At 65.4% G+C, this 18,729-nt stretch carries 17 protein-coding genes and 1 pseudogene; 9 read left to right on the plus strand and 9 right to left on the minus strand.

Translation table 11 applies throughout. The features are described from left to right. Window positions 1-106: 106 nt before the first annotated feature. Genes KBX19_RS07355 through KBX19_RS07365 form a run of 3 tightly spaced genes read right to left on the minus strand, consistent with a single transcriptional unit; the run spans window position 107 to window position 2,646 of the window. Window positions 107-1,345: a hypothetical protein gene (locus tag KBX19_RS07355; protein ID WP_255998122.1), complete on the minus strand. Its 1,239-nt coding sequence runs from the start codon at window positions 1,343-1,345 to the stop codon at window positions 107-109. A gap of 21 nt (window positions 1,346-1,366) precedes the next feature. Next, a complete protein-coding gene (locus KBX19_RS07360) occupies window positions 1,367-2,365 on the minus strand; it encodes a C40 family peptidase (protein WP_255994491.1) in 999 nt (332 codons plus the stop codon). Next, window positions 2,362-2,646 (minus strand): hypothetical protein, encoded by a 285-nt coding sequence (locus tag KBX19_RS07365; protein WP_040423413.1) that lies wholly within the window; start codon window positions 2,644-2,646, stop codon window positions 2,362-2,364. The genes KBX19_RS07360 and KBX19_RS07365 overlap by 4 nt, the downstream gene beginning before the upstream one ends. A 70-nt stretch (window positions 2,647-2,716) precedes the next feature. On the opposite strand from KBX19_RS07365, the gene upp reads away from it, so the two are divergent. The 7 genes and pseudogenes from upp to KBX19_RS07400 all read left to right on the plus strand — a co-directional run bounded on the left by upp (window position 2,717) and on the right by KBX19_RS07400 (window position 11,805). Further along, window positions 2,717-3,352, plus strand: coding sequence for a uracil phosphoribosyltransferase (gene upp / locus KBX19_RS07370; protein ID WP_255994492.1), 636 nt, complete (start codon window positions 2,717-2,719; stop codon window positions 3,350-3,352). Between the two features lie 52 nt (window positions 3,353-3,404). After that, complete coding sequence (locus KBX19_RS07375; protein ID WP_005286363.1) at window positions 3,405-3,812, plus strand: helix-turn-helix domain-containing protein; 408 nt, start codon at window positions 3,405-3,407, stop codon at window positions 3,810-3,812. Window positions 3,813-3,918: 106 nt separating this feature from the next. Then, on the plus strand, window positions 3,919-5,103 hold the full coding sequence (locus KBX19_RS07380; protein WP_255998161.1) for an amidohydrolase: 1,185 nt from the start codon (window positions 3,919-3,921) through the stop codon (window positions 5,101-5,103). 88 nt (window positions 5,104-5,191) lie between these two features. Further along, entirely contained in the window at window positions 5,192-6,598 is a 1,407-nt protein-coding gene (locus tag KBX19_RS07385) for an NAD(P)H-quinone dehydrogenase (protein WP_255998124.1), read from the plus strand. A gap of 224 nt (window positions 6,599-6,822) precedes the next feature. Beyond that, window positions 6,823-7,062 (plus strand): annotated as a pseudogene (locus KBX19_RS07390) (MmgE/PrpD family protein); the annotation flags it as partial. Between the two features lie 105 nt (window positions 7,063-7,167). Further along, a complete protein-coding gene (locus KBX19_RS07395; protein ID WP_255998125.1) occupies window positions 7,168-8,295 on the plus strand; it encodes an ATP-binding protein in 1,128 nt (375 codons plus the stop codon). Between the two features lie 51 nt (window positions 8,296-8,346). After that, window positions 8,347-11,805, plus strand: a complete 3,459-nt coding sequence (locus KBX19_RS07400; protein ID WP_255998127.1) for a pyruvate carboxylase — start codon at window positions 8,347-8,349, stop codon at window positions 11,803-11,805. Here the strand turns inward: KBX19_RS07400 and KBX19_RS07405 are convergent. Both KBX19_RS07405 and KBX19_RS07410 read right to left on the minus strand, forming a co-directional pair. Then, a complete protein-coding gene (locus KBX19_RS07405; RefSeq protein ID WP_005286346.1) occupies window positions 11,802-12,398 on the minus strand; it encodes a response regulator transcription factor in 597 nt (198 codons plus the stop codon). The two genes, KBX19_RS07400 and KBX19_RS07405, sit on opposite strands and share 4 nt — an antisense overlap. Further along, window positions 12,398-13,543: a sensor histidine kinase gene (locus KBX19_RS07410; protein WP_255998130.1), complete on the minus strand. Its 1,146-nt coding sequence runs from the start codon at window positions 13,541-13,543 to the stop codon at window positions 12,398-12,400. Before KBX19_RS07410 ends, KBX19_RS07405 begins: the two co-directional genes overlap by 1 nt. 111 nt (window positions 13,544-13,654) lie before the next feature. Here KBX19_RS07410 and KBX19_RS07415 point away from each other — a divergent pair, with 111 nt between their 5' ends. Continuing rightward, window positions 13,655-14,635 carry an ABC transporter permease gene (locus tag KBX19_RS07415; RefSeq protein ID WP_255998132.1) on the plus strand — a complete coding sequence of 327 codons (981 nt, stop codon included), beginning with the start codon at window positions 13,655-13,657 and terminating at the stop codon, window positions 14,633-14,635. Further along, window positions 14,635-15,276, plus strand: a complete 642-nt coding sequence (locus KBX19_RS07420; RefSeq protein ID WP_255998138.1) for an ABC transporter ATP-binding protein — start codon at window positions 14,635-14,637, stop codon at window positions 15,274-15,276. Before KBX19_RS07415 ends, KBX19_RS07420 begins: the two co-directional genes overlap by 1 nt. A 144-nt stretch (window positions 15,277-15,420) precedes the next feature. Here KBX19_RS07420 and KBX19_RS07425 read toward each other — a convergent pair whose 3' ends face one another. From KBX19_RS07425 to KBX19_RS07440, 4 genes are all read right to left on the minus strand, one after another. Then, window positions 15,421-15,987, minus strand: coding sequence for an HNH endonuclease signature motif containing protein (locus KBX19_RS07425; protein ID WP_255998140.1), 567 nt, complete (start codon window positions 15,985-15,987; stop codon window positions 15,421-15,423). A 276-nt stretch (window positions 15,988-16,263) separates the two neighbouring features. After that, window positions 16,264-16,740, minus strand: coding sequence for a GNAT family N-acetyltransferase (locus KBX19_RS07430; RefSeq protein ID WP_255998143.1), 477 nt, complete (start codon window positions 16,738-16,740; stop codon window positions 16,264-16,266). A 46-nt stretch (window positions 16,741-16,786) separates the two neighbouring features. Continuing rightward, entirely contained in the window at window positions 16,787-17,608 is an 822-nt protein-coding gene (locus tag KBX19_RS07435; RefSeq protein WP_255998144.1) for a carbohydrate ABC transporter permease, read from the minus strand. Next, window positions 17,605-18,612: a carbohydrate ABC transporter permease gene (locus KBX19_RS07440; protein ID WP_255998163.1), complete on the minus strand. Its 1,008-nt coding sequence runs from the start codon at window positions 18,610-18,612 to the stop codon at window positions 17,605-17,607. Before KBX19_RS07440 ends, KBX19_RS07435 begins: the two co-directional genes overlap by 4 nt. Window positions 18,613-18,729: the final 117 nt, after the last annotated feature.

Consider the following 18,729-nt stretch of genomic DNA (forward strand, 5'->3'; position numbering starts at 1 on the left):
AATCTGACCTGGGGTTTTGGCGCTACATAGAGCGCTCAATGTGAACGAAATCTTGGGGGCCCAGGACGCCCCTAGAGCCGCGCGCTCAGCCCGCCCGCGTGAGAACCTAGAATTTGGAGAACCTCTTGACCAGCATCTCCTCGAGCTCCTTCCACGCTTCCGCCTTGTCGGTGAACGGGGCGGATGGCACGTAGCCGGCGGCCTCGGTGGAGCCCATCATGTAGGCGAGGTAGTCCTGCATGCGCGGGTTGGACAGCAGGAAGGAGTTCAGGGAGTCGTCCTTGGCCCAGTCGGCGGCGTCAGCCATGAGCTCGTAGGCCTTGGTCATCTGCTGGGTGTCTACAGCATCGACGCCCTTTTCAATGTCGGTGGCGATGCCGTTGAGGGAGTAGGAGTTGTCGGCGTGGACATCGACCTCGAGTTCGCCGGCGTTGGCAAGCGTCATGATGTCTTCCCAGGTGGACACGCCTGCCAGGTCGTGGTCGTCATTATCGACGATCCAGCGCAGCAGGTGCTTGGCCGTGGGGAAGGTGAAGATCTCCCCGTACTTACCCAGGAACACCGGAGCGCCACCCACGTACGTACGCAGCGTGTACACGCCCTTGCCCTGGACGGTCATCTTCACCGGGTCGATACCGGCATCGGCCCAGGGAGAAACGTCGTACGGGTCGGCGGCGGCGCGGGCTTCCTCGGCTTCCTGCTCCGCCTTGGCGCGTGCTTCTTCACGGGCGGCGGTGGCGGCGGCGATGCTCTCGCCCGCCTTCTCCACGCGCGTGGAGTCCAAGTCCTCGTCCTCCACCACGCGCACAGCGCCGTCGAGGGATTCGACGACGTCTTTCCAGTTGGTCAGCACTGCACGGCCAACACCGGTCCACTCGTCCATCCCGTTGGGGCCCGAGTAGTGCTCGTGCCCGCGGTGAATGTTGTTCAGGATGGAGTGGGACGCGAAGAAGATGGATGCGGTCTCGGCGCCCGCGACGTCGGCAAGCGAACGCGAAATCTGCAACACGCGCGAGGCGGCGGAGACGTTTTCGTGGCTGGGGCGGCCGGCCAGGAAGTGGGGCAGGCCGATGATGTCGTACTCGTTCTTCTCCGCGGGCACGACGCGGTCGTCGCCGCGCGCCTGGAATGCGTCCCACTGGGGGTGGTCTGCCAGGTCGTGCTCGGCGTGGTCCTCGAGGTACACCAGCAGCGCTTCGGGGCTGGTGAACGCCAGAATGTCATCCTTGTCGCCGAAGAAGGCCTGCCACTCGGAGCCGCCCTGGCGCCATGTGGGAGCCCAGAGGGTGTAGAAGTCGCCGTCGGTCAAGGAGATTTTCACCGGCAGAATTGCACGCGTCGTCATGGGCAATCACTTTACCTAGGGTCATGCCGTCGGTCGCCAGAACCCCTTGAACGGCATGCCGATGTTTTCTGTGCGGACCGGGTTCATTTGCACCGGATCGCCAGCTTCAACCATCATGCCGTCGCCGGCGTACATAGCCACATGCCCGGACCACACCACAAGGTCGCCGGGTTGTAGCTCCTCATAACTGACTTGTTGTCCCACCGCCTGGTTCTCCGCGGTGCGCGGGATCTCCACCCCGGCCTGCTTGTACGCCCACGACGTCAATCCCGAGCAGTCGAATCCGCCCGGTTGCGATCCGCCCCACACGTAGGGCGTTCCCATCTGCGATTTCGCCGCTTCCACGGCTGCGCGCCCGGCGGCACTGCCTCCTTCACTCTCCCCATCGGGAGGTGCCGTGTCGCCAGCCGGAGGTGGAGGAACTTCGGCGGATGCTGCGGCCGGCGCAGTCTCCGGGGCGTCTGCCAGTTCGCGGAGTTCCTGTTCCGCCGCCTGCGCTTCCGGCGGTGCGACAAGCGGCGGGCGTTCCAACGCGCGCGCCACCACCGTGTCCAGGCGCTCAGTGAGAGGAGCGAGGTCTTGCTCGAGTTGCTCCACACGCTTGACGACGTCCACCAGCGCCTCTCCCACCAACCCCGCCATCCGCCCTATCGCCATAGGGGCGGTGAGCGGAAACATGGCTCCGAGCGCGAACGGGGCGGCGTCAGTGAGGAAGCGTTGCCCGATCATGACGATGTCCGCGGAGGCCGTAGCGACATGCGGTACTGCCTCGCGCACAGCGGCGTCGATTGTTTCACGGTCGGCGGTGAGCGCTGTGGCGGCGTTGTTGATCGTGCTCGGGTCCGCCCCGACAATCTCCGCCAGTGGTGTTACCGAGGTGAAGTCGGGTGTTGCGGGAAACGACATATGCGGTAGCTGCTCTGGAACGGCCTGCATGATCGCGTGGATGCCCTGTTCAATCTGCGAGGCCCAGGGCGCCGTGCGTGTCGGGGACAGAAGTTCGTTCAAAAGTTGCGTCATTGCTGGATTCTCCCGAACGCGTCGCCGGTGGCCCAGTCGGTTCGCTCAGCTGCCGTGACCAGCGTATCCATAGTGCCTGCGGTGCGGCGGGCTTCGGCGGCGAGGAGTTCGGCCTGATGGTTCGCGGCATCAACGGCGGCAGATAAGGCCGCCGCGAATCCGGCGACGGGGCCGGTCGTGGGTAACGGCGGGAGGGTGGTGGGGGTGGTCGAAGAAGCGTCGTTAAGCAAGCGCTCGATGTGGCTGCGTGCGGTGGGCGGATCCAAGATGAAAGTGTGCATGCCATGTTGGACTGCTTTTGACCCGCTTTCGGTTCCCTGCAGCGCGAAATTTCTGGTTAGCATGTCGAATATGCAGATCACAGTGATCGACCACCCGCTGGCCACCGCGCGTTTGACTAAGCTGCGCGACGCGCGCACCAACAACTCCGGTTTCCGCGCCGCGTTGTCGGACTTGGGCGCAATGCTCATCTACGAGGCGTCCCGCGCGCTGGAGGCCGAGACATTCGACTGCATCACCCCTGTTGGCACCGCCGTAGGTACGCGGTTGAAGAACCCGCCGATCATCGTTCCCGTCATCCGCGCCGGGCTGGGGTTGGTGGATCCGGCGCTGTCGATGATCCCGGACGCGCAAGTCGGCTTCATCGGGCTGGCGCGCAACGAAGAAACGCATGAGCCCGTGCCGTACCTCGAAGCGCTTCCCGACGACTTAGCGGGCCAACCCGTCTTCCTCGTCGACCCCATGCTGGCCACCGGCGGATCGCTCGTGCACGCGATCAACCTGCTCACCGACCGCGGCGCCGACGACATCACCGTGATCACCGTCGTCTCCGCACAGCCCGGCGTGGACCGCATTGCGGAGCTGGACGCCCCGATTCGACTGGTCACCACAGCGATCGACCCGGGGTTGAACGAGGACGCGTACATCGTGCCGTGCCTGGGCGACGCCGGTGATCGGTTGTACGGCCCGCGCAACATCGATCTGTAGTAGTCTCAGAGCGGAAACAATCGATGGGGGATCGGTAAAGGGGGGCACCACCGTGAGCGATGCCAGCGCAGCTAGCGGGGCCAGCGAGAACAGCGAAATCTTGCCGGACGCCAAATGGGCGAGCTACGGGTACAGCCTGTCCGCGCGGCTGAAGTCGGTGCGCACCATGCGCGGCGTGAGCCAACAGCGCCTGGCTGACCTGTCCGGACTTTCGCGCAGCCAGGTGTCCAACTTAGAGCGCAACCACAACAACAGCCGCCGGTCCAACGACCCGAACTTGAGCACGATCTACCGCCTGGCGTACGCGCTGCGCGTGCCGCCCGTGCTGCTTCTGCCAGGCGCTGGGGAAGAAGTGGGGGAGATCTGCTGGGACAGTTTCGGCCCGCAGGATGTCAGCGCGCTCAACCTGGAAATTCTCTGGCCAGCCCGCCCCGAGGACACCCGGCCGTTCGCGCTGTAGAAGCCGGCCAACCCCAACTGTCTGTACAGCTTGGTCTAGTACTACACTTCCACAGGTACCTGTCGCACTGTCGTGCATTGTCCGGGAGGGTTGTTCCGTGGAAAAAGTGGGGTTGTCGGCCCAGATTGACTCGTGGTTTGTCGCGCACCGCGATGAAGTCATTCAGTGGCGCAGGCACCTGCACTCCCACCCGGAGGTCTCCCACCATGAGATTGACACCACCCAGTTCATCGCTGAGCGTCTCCGCGAGCGCGGCTTGGAGCCGCACCTGTTCCCGGAGACCGGACTGTACGTCGATATCGGGCCGCAGAGCGACGAAAAGCTCGCCTTCCGCGCCGACATTGATGCCCTGCGCGTTGAGGAAACCACCGGTTTGCCGTTCGCGTCGCGCACCCCGGGTGCCTCCCACTCGTGCGGCCACGACGTGCACACCGCGATCTCCCTGGCGCTGGCGTGCGCGCTGGCGGAGATTGACGTGCCCTTTGGCGTGCGCGTCATCTTCCAGCCGGCGGAGGAAGTCATGGACGGCGGCGCGCCCGACGTGATCAAGTGGGGCGGCCTCGATGGCGTGGCCTGCATTTATGCCGTCCACGCGGAGCCGAAGCTGCGCGTCGGCCAAATCGGCGTGCGCACCGGTGCAATCACCTCAGCCGCCGACGTGCTGCGCATCAACGTCACCGGCCCCGGCGGCCACACCTCGCGCCCGCACCTGACTAACGACGTCGTCTACGCCCTGGGTAGCCTGGTCACGCAACTGCCGGCGCTGCTGACCCGCCGGATCGACCCGCGCACCGGCACCGTGCTGGTCTTCGGGCAGATCGAAGCCGGTTTTGCCCCCAACGCCGTGCCAAAAACCGGTCGCGTCTCCGGCACGATCCGCACCCAGGACATTGCGACGTGGCGCACGCTTGAGCCGCTCATGAGCGAGCTTATCGACGCGATCATCGCCCCGACCGGCTGCTCCCACGAGCTCGCCTACACCCGCGGTGTGCCGCCCGTGATGAACGACGACGTGGCTACTGCCGCTCTCGTCGAAGCGGTGCGCAGCGTCGATCCCCACGCCATCGTCCAGGCCCCGCAGTCCAGCGGCGGCGAAGACTTCTCCTGGTATCTCGAGCAGGTGCCCGGCTCCATGGCGAGGTTGGGGTGCTGGCGCGGCACCGGCAAGAAGTACGACCTGCACCAGGGCGACATCGACATCGACGAACGCTGCATTGACGTGGGCGTGCGCCTGTTCGGCACCATCGTGCAACGCTTCGCGGATTCGGACCGGGTGCCCACCGGCGCGTGATGGCCTTCGTGGCTACAGTGGTCTAGCGAGAATCTGACCGTTCGCAATTCGCTTTTCGCAATTCGCTTTTCGCAACAGGAGTTTTCGCATGTCCAAAAAGATCGTGATCATCGGCGGCGGCCCCGGCGGCTACGAGGCTGCGTTGACTGCGAGCCAGTACGGCGCGGACATCACCCTGATTGAGGCGCTCGGCATGGGTGGTTCGGGCATTCTGCGCGATGTGGTGCCGTCGAAAGGCTTCATCGCCGGCACGAACATCAAGACGGACCTGCGCCGCGCAGATGCCATGGGTCTGCGCCACGGCTTGGGTCAGGTCGATCTATCCATCCCGGCGCTGAACAACCGCGTTGTCGCGCTCGCGTCTGAGCAATCCCGCGACATCCGCGCCCAGCTCGAGCGTTCCGGCGTGCGCATGGTCACCGGCCGCGCCCGCTTCGCCGCCGAGCAGGCGGGCCACACCACCCACCGCGTCAAGGCGGAGCTTGCCGACGGCACAGAGGAGACCTTCGACTGCGACATCGTCCTCATCTCTACCGGCGCTTCCCCGCGCGTGCTGCCGAAGGCGAAGCCCGACGGCAAACGCATTCTCAACTGGCAGCAGATGTACGACCTCATCGAGACCCCGGAGCACCTCGTCGTGGTCGGTTCGGGCGTGACGGGTGCGGAGTTCGTCTCCGCCTACGCTGAGCTGGGCGTGAAGGTGACCATGGTGGGCTCGTCCGACCGCATCCTGCCGCATGACGATGCTGACGCCGCTGACGTCCTCGAATCCGTCCTATCCAACCGCGACGTCACCCTGGTCAAGGATGCCCGCGTGGAGAGCGTGGAGAACACCGGCGAGGGCGTCATCGTGCGCACCAGCGACGGCCGCGAGATCGAAGGCTCCCACTGCCTGATGTCCATTGGTTCGGTGCCGAACACTAAGGACCTCATGCTCGAGTCCCAGGGTGTGGACGTCACCCCGTCTGGCCACATCCACGTCGACCGCGTCTCCCGCACCAACATCTCGGGCATCTACGCCGCCGGCGACTGCTGTGACCTCATGCCGCTGGCATCGGTAGCTGCAATGCAGGGCCGCATCGCGATGTATCACGCGCTGGGGGAGGGCGTGGCGCCGCTGCGCGTGCGCACCGTCGGCTCGGCCGTGTTCACCCGTCCCGAGATCGCCGCTGTCGGCATCACCGAGGCGGAGATCCGCAACGGCGACTATGACGCCGACATTATCAAGCTGGACCTGCCCACCAACCCGCGCGCCAAGATGCGCTCGTTGAAGACTGGTTTTGTGAAGATCTTCTCCCGCAAGGGTTCCGGACAGGTGCTCGGCGGCGTCATTGTCGCCCCGACCGCGTCCGAGTTGATCCTCTCGCTCACCATCGCGGTGACGAACAATCTGACCGTTGCGGACTTGGCCAACTCGATGGCGGTCTACCCCTCCCTGTCGGGTTCGATCACGGAGGCAGCGCGCCGGTTGGTGCACAAGACCGACCTCAACTAGCGGCCGTTCGCCTTTCACAGTTCGCCTTTCACGCCGACCTGCGGGTTTGTCCGTCGGCGAACCGCGATAGGCGAACCATGAAAATCGAACCCGGCCCGGCCAAGAAAACCCGGCCATTCCTCTGCGCGAAATTATTAGTTCACGCATACTAAGCGCACGAACTCCCGGCTGTCCGGCGTTGCCGGCGCAGCCCCACCCGAAGCGCTTGAGGAGGCCCGCTCACCATGATCAACCACAAGGTGCGCACGCACCGATCCGCCGAAAACTTCCCGTATGAGGAACACCTGGCCTACAAGGTCGCCCAGGTCGCCGCTGATCCGGTAGAAGCACCGGCGGATACGATGGAGGTGATCATCAACCGCATCATCGACAACGCCGCGGTGGCGGTGGCGTCGGTGGTGCGCCGGCCGGTCACATCCGCACGTGTGATGGCGCAGGCGCACCCGGCAAGCCAGGCTGCAGGGGAGGGGGCGAAACTCTAAGGAGTATAAAAACGCTTGGCGCGGGGGGAGTATAAGGAGTATAAAAGGCTGGTAGGCCTGGTAGGTGGCGTGTGAGAGGAGATCACCATGGCTAACCCGTTCATTCCGACATTCGGTGTCTCACCGATGGTCTTTGCCGGCCGCGCGAGCGTCGTGTCGTCCTTCGGCCGCGGGCTCGACGGCGGGGTCGGCGACCCGCGCCGGGTGCTGCTGCTGAGCGGCCCGCGTGGCATCGGCAAGACCGTCACCCTCAACGAGCTTGAAGACGAAGCGAAACGCCGCGGCTGGGTCGTGCTCCGGGCCCACCCCAACGCGGTAGTGCATCCCCTGGTGGACACCGTCATCCCGCAAACGCTGGCCACGCTCCGTGAGCGGCCGACCGTCAAACGGCGCATCACCGGGATCAGGGCCAGCGGGTGGGGCATTGAGACGGAAGTGGACACCAGCCGTAAACCGTCTGCGTCTCTCATCTCCTCGCTCAACGAGCTCTCGCGTGAACTCGGCCCGGACAGCGGCATCCTCATCACCGTCGATGAGGTGCAATCGGCTGACCCGGAGCAGTTGTGGGAGCTCACGGCGGCGATCCAAGACCTCATGCGCGACAACCACAACGTCGCCTTCGCCGCGGCGGGGCTGCCGGAAGGAATCGGGGCGCTGCTGCAGCACCCGGGCACGACGTTCCTGCGGCGCGCGCAGCACGCGAACCTCGGGCCCATGACCCCGCAGGACGCCGCCGACGTGCTGGTCCAAACCGCCGCAGAAGGCGGGGTGAGGTTCAATCAAGGCGCGCTCGACGAGGCAGTGCAGCTCACCCGCGGCTATCCGTACCTGGTGCAGCTCGTCGGCTTCCACCTCTTTGAGCGGGCGGCAGCAGGTGGCAGTGTGGTCGAGTTGAACGACACGCTCGCTGTGACCCCGGACGTGCTGGAAACACTCGGGCAGCTCGTGCATGAGCCGGCGCTACGCGGTGTCCCGCCGAAGCAGCATGAATTCCTTGTGGCTATGGCTCAGGTGCAGCACGGCAACGAGGCTGTCTCCGTCAGTGACATCGCCGATGAACTGGGTGGAACCTTGCAATCGCAGTCGATGGCGCGCAAGGCGCTGCTCGACCGGGAGCTGATCTACAGCCCGCGGCGCGGGTTCCTCAACTTCACCATCCCGCATATGGGGTACCACCTGGACAATGAGGGGATCAAGGACACCGGTTGGGACTAGGATCGGGAAGACAGTCCATTCTTTACCGATCCAGGGAGACGAAACCCCACCATGACCACCCCGCAGACGACGAGCCTCCCCGATCCGACAGATCTTCCCACCTTCTCCAAGGTGCTCGTGGCTAACCGCGGTGAGATCGCCGTGCGCGCCTTCCGTGCCGCCGTGGAGACCGGCGCGAAAACTGTCGCCGTGTACCCGCGCGAAGACCGCCACTCCTTCCACCGCCCGTTTGCGGACGAGGCAGTGCTGATCGGCACGGAAGGCCAGCCGGTCAAGGCGTACCTCGACATCGAGAGCATTATCGACGCCGCGAAGCAGACCGGCGCCGACGCGATCTACCCCGGCTACGGCTTCCTGTCGGAGCGCGCAGAGCTGGCGCGCCGCTGCCGCGAAGAGGGCATCAAGTTCATTGGCCCGTCCGCGGAAACGCTCGACCTGACCGGCGACAAGGCCGCTGCAGTCCAGGCCGCCGAGCGTGCCGGCCTGCCCACGCTGAAGGACTCCGAGCCATCCTCTGACCCTGCTGAGCTGGAAAAGTTCGCTGGGGACTTCGAGTTCCCCGTGTTCGTCAAAGCGGTTGCGGGTGGCGGGGGACGCGGGATGCGTTTCGTCGAAAAGCGCGAGGACCTGGCTGCACTGGCAGCAGAAGCCAGCCGCGAAGCTGAAGCCGCATTCGGCGACCCGGATGTCTACATCGAGCGCGCCGTGATCAACCCGCAGCACATCGAGGTGCAGATCATGGCTGACGCGCACGGCAACGTGGTGCACCTCTTCGAGCGCGACTGCTCTGTGCAGCGCCGCCACCAGAAGGTCGTCGAGATCGCGCCCGCGCAGCACATCACCGAGGAGCAGCGCCAGCGCATCTGCCAGGACGCGGTGAACTTCAGCAAGGAGATCAACTACGAAGGTGCCGGCACCGTCGAGTTCCTTGTTGACGAAGCCGGCAACCACGTCTTCATCGAGATGAACCCGCGCGTGCAGGTGGAGCACACGGTGACGGAGGAAGTCACCGGCATCGACATTGTGAAAAACCAGATGTACATTGCCGCCGGCGCCACCTTGAACGCACTGCACCTGCGCCAGGAAGAGATCTCCGTCCATGGTGCTGCGCTGCAGTGCCGCATCACCACCGAAGACCCGAAGAACGGCTTCCGCCCCGACGCAGGCACCATCACTGGCTACCGTTCGCCGGGCGGTGCGGGCGTGCGTCTCGACGGCTCCGTCGCCGTCGGCACCGAAATCACCCCCAACTTCGACTCGTTGCTAGTGAAGATGACCTGCCGCGGCCGCACCTTCCAGGTCGCTGTCGACCGCGCGTTGCGGGCGCTCAAAGAGTTCGCCGTGGACGGTGTGTCCACCAACATCGGCTTCCTGCGCGCGCTGCTGAGCGAGCCGGACTTCCGTTACCAGCGCATCAACACCGGCTTCATCGCCGACCACCCGCTGCTTCTCGATGCCCCATCCGCCGACGACGATGCCGAGAAGATCCTCAACTACCTGGCCACCGTCACGGTGAACCAGCCGAACGGGCCGTGCCCGTCGACGCTGCAGCCGTCGAAGAAGTTGCCGCCGCTGGACTATGGTGAGCTGCCGCGCGGTTCCCGCGACGACCTGCTCGAGCTCGGCCCCGCGAAGTGGGCGGAGAAGCTGCGTAACCAGACCGCGCTGGGCGTGACCGAGACGACGTTTCGCGATGCGCACCAGTCGCTGCTGGCCACGCGCGTGCGCACGAACACGCTCGTCGCCGCGGCGAAGCACGTCGGCCACCTCACCCCGGATCTGGTGTCGGTGGAGGCGTGGGGCGGGGCGACCTTCGACGTCGCCATGCGCTTCTTGCACGAGTCGCCGTGGATGCGTCTCGACGAGCTGCGCGAGGCGATGCCCAACGTGAACATCCAGATGCTGCTGCGCGGGCGCAACACCGTCGGTTACATCCCGTACCCGGAGTCCGTCACGCGCGCGTTCGTGAGCGAGGCCGCCTCCAGCGGCATCGACATCTTCCGCATCTTCGACGCGCTTAACGACGTTTCCCAGATGCGCCCGGCCATCGACGCCGTCCTGGAAACGAACACCACGGTTGCTGAGGTCGCCATGGCTTACTCCGGTAACCTGCTCGACCCTGCGGAGGACATCTACACCCTCGACTACTACCTGCGTTTGGCCGAGGAAATCGTCGAGACTGGCGCCCACGTCCTGGCGATCAAGGACATGGCTGGCCTGTTGCGCCCGGCGGCTGCCGCCAAGCTGGTCACTGCGCTGCGGGAGCGTTTCGACCTGCCCGTTCACGTGCACACCCACGACACCGCAGGCGGCCAACTGGCCACCTACCTGGCGGCGGCGAACGCTGGTGCCGACGCTGTGGACGTCGCCTCCGCGCCGCTGGCGGGCACGACCTCGCAGCCGTCCATGTCGGCGCTCGTCGCAGCCTTTGCCAACACTGAGCGCGACACCGGCATCCCGCTGCAAGCTGTCTCCGACATGGAGCCGTACTGGGAGGCAGTGCGCGCCGTCTACGCGCCGTTCGAATCCGGCATTCCCGGCCCGACCGGTCGGGTGTACAAGCACGAAATCCCCGGCGGCCAGCTGTCCAACCTGCGCACTCAAGCCAGGGCCCTGGGCCTGGCCGACCGCTTCGAGCTCGTCGAGGACTACTACGCCGGCGTCAACGAGATCCTCGGCCGCCCCACGAAGGTGACGCCGTCGTCGAAGGTCGTCGGCGACTTGGCCCTCTACCTCGTCGGCGCCGGTGCCACCCCGGAAGAGTTCGCGGAGAACCCGCGCAAGTACGACATTCCCGAGTCCGTCATCGGCTTCCTGCAGGGCGAGCTGGGTACCCCGCCCGGCGGCTGGCCGCTGCTGCGCGAGAAGGCGCTGGCCGACCGCGCGCCGGTGGACCGCACGGTGCAGGTGCCCGACGACCTCGTAGCCGAACTCGCTGCAACGGACGGCGAGGCGCAGAAGCGCCGCCGCGTCGCCCTGGACAAGCTGCTCTTCCCGAAGGAGCACGAGTCCTACCTGGAGCACCGCCGCCTTTACGGCATCACCGACCAGCTCGGCGACAAGTCCTTCTTCTACGGCCTGGAAGAGGGCAAGGAAGTGATGATCTACTACGGCGAGATCGACTCGAAGCAGACGCCGCTGGTCGTGCGCCTGGACGCGATGAGTGAGCCGGACGAGAAGGGTATGCGCCAGGTCATCCTCACCGTCAACGGCCAGGTCCGCCCGATGACGATCCGTGACGAGAACGCAGAGTCCACCGTCGCCGACGCCGAGAAGGCCGATCCGGGCAACCCGAACCACGTCGCTGTCCCGTTCGCCGGGGTGGTCACCATCACCGCGAAGGTGGGCGACACGGTCAAGGCGGGCGACCCGATCGCCACGATCGAGGCGATGAAGATGGAGGCGGCGATCTCCGCGCCGCACGACGGCACCGTGGAGCGCCTCGCGTTCACCCAATCGACGAAGGTGGAAGGCGGCGACCTCGTGGCTGTGGTCACCGCGGGCAGCTAGATGATTCTGCGCTCCCGCGCCTTATCGACGGCCGCCGTGCGGTTATCCACGCCCAACTTCGCATAGATGTGGATCAGGTGAGTCTTCACCGTCGCCTGGGAGATGAACAAGGCCTCGGCGATTTCTCGGTTGGACATGCCGGTCTGCAGGGCTTTGAGTAGTTCGATCTCACGGCCGGATAGCGCCTCGTCCGGCTTGAGCACCCGCTCGGCGAGCGTGTTGGCGACCTGCGGGGACAGGGTGCGCTCGCGCTGGGCGGCGGCGACGACGGCGTCGTGCAGCTCGTCCTCCGGCGCGTCTTTGAGCAGGTAACCCATCGCGCCGGCTTCCATGGCCGCAACGACGTCCGCCTGGGTGTCATACGTGGTCAAGATGAGCACCGGCGGCCCGCCCTCAGCCACGAGCCGGCGGGTCAGTTCGATCCCGTCGACGCCGGGCATCTGGATGTCGCTGACCACCACATCGACGTCCGCCGGGACCTCGGCCGTGCCGTCGGAAGCCTCGGCGACGACGTCAATGTCGCCGAATGAGTTCAGTACGGCGCGCAGGCCGGCGCGGACGACGGGGTGGTCGTCGATAAGCATGACGCGCATTAGGCTCCTTCCAGCGGCAGCGATGCTGCGAGCACGTTGCCTTCGACGGTGAGGTCGCCGCCGGCTTCTTCCACACGCGCCCGCAGCCCTTTCAGCCCGTAGCCTTCCGGCCCGGTGATGCCGCGGCCATTGTCGTAGATGTCGACGGTCGCGTGCGCCCCCAGCTTATCCACCGTCACCACCGCCAGCGTCGCCCCCGCATGCTTGACGACGTTACTCAGCCCCTCCCTCACAACCCGCTCCACCACCGACGCAACCGGCTCCGGCAGGTCGACCGCGTCCACGCGGACCTCCAGGGGAGTGCCGAGAGCCTTCTGGCGGGCTTCAGCGGAGCGGGCGAGACGCTCGATGCGCGCGGTCAGTGCCTCCCCGGCGCCAAGGCCACTTACCGCCCCCACGCCAGCCCCAGTGCCGCCTGCCGAGTTGCCGGTGACGAAACGGCGGGCCTCCGCCAAATTGTCGGCAGCTGTGTCGTGGATGATGGCGAGGGTGTCGCGGGAGGGGGCGTCGCTAAGCTGCTTGTCCAGCGAGCGGGCGAGCAGCACGATCGAACTCAACCCCTGCGCCATGGTGTCGTGGACCTCGCGCGCCAGGCGCGCGCGCTCCTCCGCACGTCCTGCCTCGTGCTCGGCGGCGGCGAGCTCCAACTGCGCGGCGCGAAGATCCGCGGCGACCTGGCGGTAATGCTCCGCCTCCGCACGCAGCGCGCGGTACGCGTGCACGATGACGACCGCCAACACCGTGCCGATCGTCGGGCCGATCAACCCGCCCACCCCGTTCGCCGGGACCGTCACCGACAGCGTGAACGCCAACAACCCCGCCGTCACGGCGATGCCCCACCACGTCGGCAGCACAAAGCACGCCACCATCACCAGTGGGAACTCCAGCCACACGAACGACGGCGACAGCAACGCCAGCGCCACCCACACCGCAATGACCACCGCCAGCCACACCGCCGCCTGCGCCTGCGTGTACGCGCCACCGCGGTTCTGGTGCACCGTGCCGAACAAATACACAGCCGCGAATGTGCCCGCGGCAGCGACAGTGAGCCAGTCCCGCGTACCTGCGAGACCGACAACCAACAGCACAGCCACCAACACGTGCAAGCTCACGCGCAAGGTGGCCAGAATCCGGTGCGACGTCATGCGCGCCACCCTATCCGCTTGCTGGTGCATGCTTGATCAACCGATCGGTTGACCGCGTTTTCAACCACCCGCCCGATGTCTAGTCGTGCAGGTCAGCGCCACAATTGAGGCATGTTCGTGGGAATCAGAGAAATCAGGAAAGCAAAGGGGCGCTTCGGGCTCATCGTGGGCGCCGTCGCGTTGATCACCCTGCTCGTCGCTGTGCTCACCGGGCTGACGTCGGGCCTGGGCAAGCAGAACACGTCCGCGCTCGAGGCGCTTGCACCGCAGTCCGTCGTTTTCGAGGATCCGTCCGAGCCGTCGTTCACCACCTCGCGCGTTGAGGCGGAGGCGGGCACGGAACCGCTCGGCACGGGTCAGACCCTTATGCAGGTCGACGGCGGCGACGAAGAATCCGTCGCCGTGCTCTCCCTGCCGCGCGGCACCACGTTGCCCGGGGGAGAGGTCTTGGGCGACGGAGTGGTTGCGTCCGAGTCGCTGGGCATTTCGCGTGACGACGCCCTGCGCCTCGGGTCCGCCACCACCACCGTCGACGCCGTGACTGAGGACCTCCACTTCTCCCACACCCCGGTGCTGTGGGTGCCCACCGAGACCTGGCAGGAGGCCTTCCATACCGACGCCGACGGCACCGTGCTGCTGTCCAACGACCCCGACCGCGCCGACGGCGTGTCCCTCAAAGAATCCTTCCAAGGCTTGGCGGCGTACTCCTCCGAGCAGGGCTCGCTGAAGATGATCCAGGGCTTCCTCTACGCCATCGCCGCGCTGGTCATCATCGCCTTCCTCACCGTGTGGACGATGCAGCGCACCCGCGACCTGGCCATTTTGAAGGCCATCGGCGCGTCCAACACGTACTTGCTCAAGGATGCACTCGGGCAGTCGGCTGTGCTGCTGCTCGTCGGCGTGCTCATCGGCGGGCTGGCGGCTTTCAGCATCGGCCTGGCCATGGCCGGCACCGCGCCGTTCACCCTGTCGGCGTCCGTGATCGGTGTGCCCCCGGTCGCCGTGTGGCTCCTAGGCATGGCCGGCGCCCTGCTGGCCACCCGCTCGATTACCAAAGTCAACCCCCAAAGCGCACTCGGAGGTGTCGCATAATGCTCGAACTCACCAACGTCACCGTGTCCTTCCAGGACGGCGAAGAGCGCCGCACCGTCCTGGACAACATCAACTTCACCGCGCAACCGGGCCAGCTCACCTTCATCGTCGGCGAATCCGGCTCCGGCAAGTCCACGCTGCTGTCCGTCGCAGCCGGGTTGATCACCCCGGACTCCGGCACCGCCACCTTGAACGGCCGTGAGGTCAACGACGCTGTGCGACGCGACCGCATGGGCATGATCTTCCAGCAGGCCAACCTGATTAGCGCCCTCAACGTCCGCGACCAGCTGCTGGTCACCGATCACATCCGCGGCATCAAACCCCGTAAGGACCGCGCGGATGAGCTGCTGGCCACCGTCGGTCTCGACGGCCTCGGCGACCGCGACATGCAGTCCCTTTCCGGCGGCCAGCGTCAGCGCGTCGGCATCGCGCGGGCCTTGATGGGCTCCCCGGAGCTCATCCTGGCCGACGAGCCGACTGCCGCCCTCGATTCCGACCGCTCCCATGAGATCGTCGCCCTGCTGCGCCGGCTTGTCGACGAGCATGGCGTCGCCTGCGGGTTTGTCACCCATGACCGCTCGCTCATCTCCACCACCGATGAGGTCTTCGAGATGGACGAGCACACCCCAGCCTTCGCCTAACTTCGCTTAACTCTGCTGTCAGGCACGCCATCTAGCCCGTCCGCCGCATGCGCGGGACGGGTTTCGGTGCTTTCGGCAGCAGAGCGTTCGCGTGCTACGGCAAGCGTCAACTGTCGCGGGCGGCGGCCGCGTTTCTTTGCTGGGTTAACGTGTAGCGGTCGCGGGCCGCTTCCTCCAGTGCCCGAAGAGCGTGTGCATCGCACCGAACGGGTGGCGAGTGTTGGTCCGCGGGTAACCGGTGGGGGAGACCCAGACGTGGCGGCCGCCTCGAATTTCGATGCGGCCGCGTTTGCGGATGTGGTCATCGTCGTCGTTAACGCGGTTGTGGTACTCGCACAGGACCGTCAGGTTGTCCATATTGGTCAGGCCGCCGTTCTTCCAGGCTTGCGCGTGGTGGATTTCGCAGTGGTCGGCGGGCCGGCGGCAATCGGGGCTCGCGCAGATCGGTTGGGTGGCCTTGGCCAGGGTGCGCTGCTTTTCGCTGGCGAAGCGTTTGTCCCGGTAGTGGTTCAGCGGCCCCTCGGTGGGGTGGAACAGTGCGGCCTCGATACCGTAGGCAGGGCCCGCGAGGAACCGGTTCACAAAGTCCGCGCCCCTCATCGTGGTGCCGTCGCTCAAGCCCAGGACAACATCATCACCGTCGCCGGCGATAACGCGCGCGAGCTCCGGCGCCGGGACGAGGACGAGCGGCCGGGGAGCAGCGGCAGGCACCCCAGCCCCGGAGCGCGGTTGAAGCTGGAGAGGTCCTCGAGGCCGATGCCGGTGAGGAGCTCAAGAAGCGGGCTGGATTGGCTCATGCCTCGGACGCTAACCCAGCTCCACCGGGAAGGAAAGGCCTAGCGCCAAGCTGCGGAAAGCGCGCAACGCGGCAAATAAAAGTGCCAGGACCAGCGCAAAGTTATCCACATCCGGCGAACTTTTTTCGCCCGCAGGGAACCGAAACCGCCCCGCGGAAGTCTAATAAGGGTTTGGGGGTTTACAGCGCATCTAGAGCTGCTTGACCATCACTTCCGGGTGGTGGTCGGACTGCACGAAACCAAAATCTTCGTAGACGTGGCGGGCGCGGTCGTTGCCGGGCTCGACGTGCAGCGCAATGGTGCGGGCGCGGTGCTCGGTGGCGAGGTCGCACGCGGCCTGCAGCAAGATGCGGCCCAGCCGGTGGCCGTGGGAGCGGTTCTCCACGGCGATGGCTAGCTCAGGAATGTCGGGGCCCAGGTTGGCTGTGGAGTAGTTCTCGCCGGGTTTCCAGTAGCGCAGCCACACGCCGCCGGCGGGGACGAGTTCGTCGTCGTAGGCGATGAAGCCGCCGTCGTGCTCGGGGGACCACTTGCCCACGTACTCTTCGGCGCTTTGGACGCTTCCGTGGCGGCGGCGCGACTCGTCGCCGAAGACGTCGGCAAGGTAGTCGAGCCGGCGCAAGTACGTGCGGTCGGACTCGGTGGCGGGAACAAGCGTGAATTTCATGGTTACCTCCGTTGACGTTGTTGGCCGTGGATTTCTTCTCTCCTGTCTACCCCTTGACACCGCCGGCGGTCAGCCCGGAGATAATGCGCCGCTGGAAAATGAGCACCATGACGATCAGTGGCACGGTGACTAGCGAACCCGCCGCCATGATCGAGGCATACGGGTACTCGAATGCGCTCGGGCCAGCGAAACGGGCGATGGCCACAGTCACCGGTTCGGTGGCCTCGGTGGACAGCTGGCGTGACAGCATGAACTCGTTCCACGTCGCAATGAACGCGATGATCGCGGTGGTGAAAATCCCGGGCGCCGCCAAGGGCAAGAGCACGAGGCGGAACGCCTGGGCGCGCGTTGCCCCATCGACGCGGGCGGCTTCTTCCAGCTCCCACGGCAACTGCCGGAAGAACGCGATGAGCGTGTACACCGTCAACGGCAACGCGAAGGAAATATTCGGAATGATCATTGCCCGGTAGGTGCCAATCCAACCGATGTCACTGAAAAGCTGGAAAAGCGGGGTGACAAGCGCGATTCCAGGGAACATCGACGCGGCCAGAATGATACCGGTGACAATGCCTTTGCCGGGAAAGTTCAGCCGAGCTAGGGCGTAGCCGGTGAAAACACCCACAGCGACAGCAAGTGCTGTCGTCGTGAGCGAAATGATCAGCGAGTTGCCGATTGCGCCAAGGAAATCGTTGCCTTTGTCCGTGACCAGCGCATCCCGGAAGTTGTCCAACGTGACGTGCGTGGGCCACGGAGTGGTGTCGAAGGTGAAATTCTTGTCTCGTAGCGCGGTGACCAGCATCCAGTAGAACGGTGCTAACCCCCACAGCAGAATGAAGGCCACGCCAATGTAGTGTCCGATTTTCTTCATCGTGCTGGCTCCTGTTCCACTGCGTTGTGTGCGTCGGCGGTTGCTCCGGTCGAGTCTTTCTTGCTGCCTCCGCGTGCCCGGCGCTGACGGCGGGCGCGTTGCTTGTCGGTCTTGCTGCCACCCTCAGCGTCCCCACCCACATCTGCACCGAGGAAGCGGATCATGATGAACGCCACCGTGAAGATGAGCAGGAAGATCAACGTAGACAGTGCGGCGGCTGAATTGAAGTTGCCCTGGCGCATGTCTTCGACGACGAGCTGGGAGATCGTGGCAGTGGGGGAGTTGGACGAGTCAGAGATCATGATCACTGGCAGGTCGTACATGCGCAGGGCATCGAGTGTGCGGAAGAGCACCGCCACCATGAGTGTCGGGCGCACTAAGGGAAGAGTGATGCGGGTGAAGGTTTGCCACGCAGAGGCTCCGTCTACGTGTGCTGCTTCGTAAACATCCTTGGGCACCATTTGCAGCCCCGCCAGGATCAACAGGGCGACGAAGGGGGTTGTTTTCCACACGTCCGCGATGATCACAGCAACACGTGCCGCCCACGGGTCCGTTGTCCACGCAATGGATTGTCCAAGCAGCGAGTTCACCAGACCGTTGGGAGCGAACATGAATTTCCATAGCTGTGCGGTCACTGCGGTAGGAATGGCCCACGGAATGAGCACTGCCGCGCGAATCAGGGAGCGGATCCGGGAGGGGTGGTTCATGATCAGCGCCATGATCATGCCCAACACGACTTCGAGCGAAACGGTGACCACGGTGAAGAACAACGTGACACCCACGGCAGGCCAAAAGTCGGTGGACAGCACGCCCGGCGGGCAGTCACCGACGGTGCCGGAGGGAGTCATGCATTGGTTGTTGATCCAGTAGAGGTAGTTGTCTAACCCGGCGAATCCGCCTTCGACGAAGACTCCTGTTGCTGGATCGAGGTGCCGGTTGGATTGGAAGGACAACCAGATCGCCCGCACAATCGGATAGCCGATGACGACGGCGAGAAACAGCATTGCTGGCGCAATGAGCAGGTATGCTCGCTGCGCGTCGGGGGAGGTGCTGCGGCCACGGCGTTGACGCGGATCAGGCGCGGCGGTGGAACTGGTTCGGTCGGGCGTCCGCGTAGTCGT

The organism is Corynebacterium sp. CCUG 71335 (assembly GCF_024454075.1).
GTDB classification, from domain to species: Bacteria; Actinomycetota; Actinomycetes; order Mycobacteriales; family Mycobacteriaceae; genus Corynebacterium; species Corynebacterium genitalium.

What these genes read in the sequence shown, in the direction of transcription:
- KBX19_RS07355 (WP_255998122.1), bottom strand. Translation starts at nt 1,345, where the DNA reads ATGACGACGCGTGCAATTCTGCCGGTGAAAATCTCCTTGACCGACGGC.
- KBX19_RS07360 (WP_255994491.1), bottom strand. Translation starts at nt 2,365, where the DNA reads ATGACGCAACTTTTGAACGAACTTCTGTCCCCGACACGCACGGCGCCC.
- KBX19_RS07365 (WP_040423413.1), bottom strand. Translation starts at nt 2,646, where the DNA reads ATGCACACTTTCATCTTGGATCCGCCCACCGCACGCAGCCACATCGAG.
- upp (WP_255994492.1), top strand. Translation starts at nt 2,717, where the DNA reads ATGCAGATCACAGTGATCGACCACCCGCTGGCCACCGCGCGTTTGACT.
- KBX19_RS07385 (WP_255998124.1), top strand. Translation starts at nt 5,192, where the DNA reads ATGTCCAAAAAGATCGTGATCATCGGCGGCGGCCCCGGCGGCTACGAG.
- KBX19_RS07395 (WP_255998125.1), top strand. Translation starts at nt 7,168, where the DNA reads ATGGCTAACCCGTTCATTCCGACATTCGGTGTCTCACCGATGGTCTTT.
- KBX19_RS07400 (WP_255998127.1), top strand. Translation starts at nt 8,347, where the DNA reads ATGACCACCCCGCAGACGACGAGCCTCCCCGATCCGACAGATCTTCCC.
- KBX19_RS07405 (WP_005286346.1), bottom strand. Translation starts at nt 12,398, where the DNA reads ATGCGCGTCATGCTTATCGACGACCACCCCGTCGTCCGCGCCGGCCTG.
- KBX19_RS07410 (WP_255998130.1), bottom strand. Translation starts at nt 13,543, where the DNA reads ATGACGTCGCACCGGATTCTGGCCACCTTGCGCGTGAGCTTGCACGTG.
- KBX19_RS07415 (WP_255998132.1), top strand. Translation starts at nt 13,655, where the DNA reads ATGTTCGTGGGAATCAGAGAAATCAGGAAAGCAAAGGGGCGCTTCGGG.
- KBX19_RS07420 (WP_255998138.1), top strand. Translation starts at nt 14,635, where the DNA reads ATGCTCGAACTCACCAACGTCACCGTGTCCTTCCAGGACGGCGAAGAG.
- KBX19_RS07430 (WP_255998143.1), bottom strand. Translation starts at nt 16,740, where the DNA reads ATGAAATTCACGCTTGTTCCCGCCACCGAGTCCGACCGCACGTACTTG.
- KBX19_RS07435 (WP_255998144.1), bottom strand. Translation starts at nt 17,608, where the DNA reads ATGAAGAAAATCGGACACTACATTGGCGTGGCCTTCATTCTGCTGTGG.
- KBX19_RS07440 (WP_255998163.1), bottom strand. Translation starts at nt 18,612, where the DNA reads ATGCTGTTTCTCGCCGTCGTCATCGGCTATCCGATTGTGCGGGCGATC.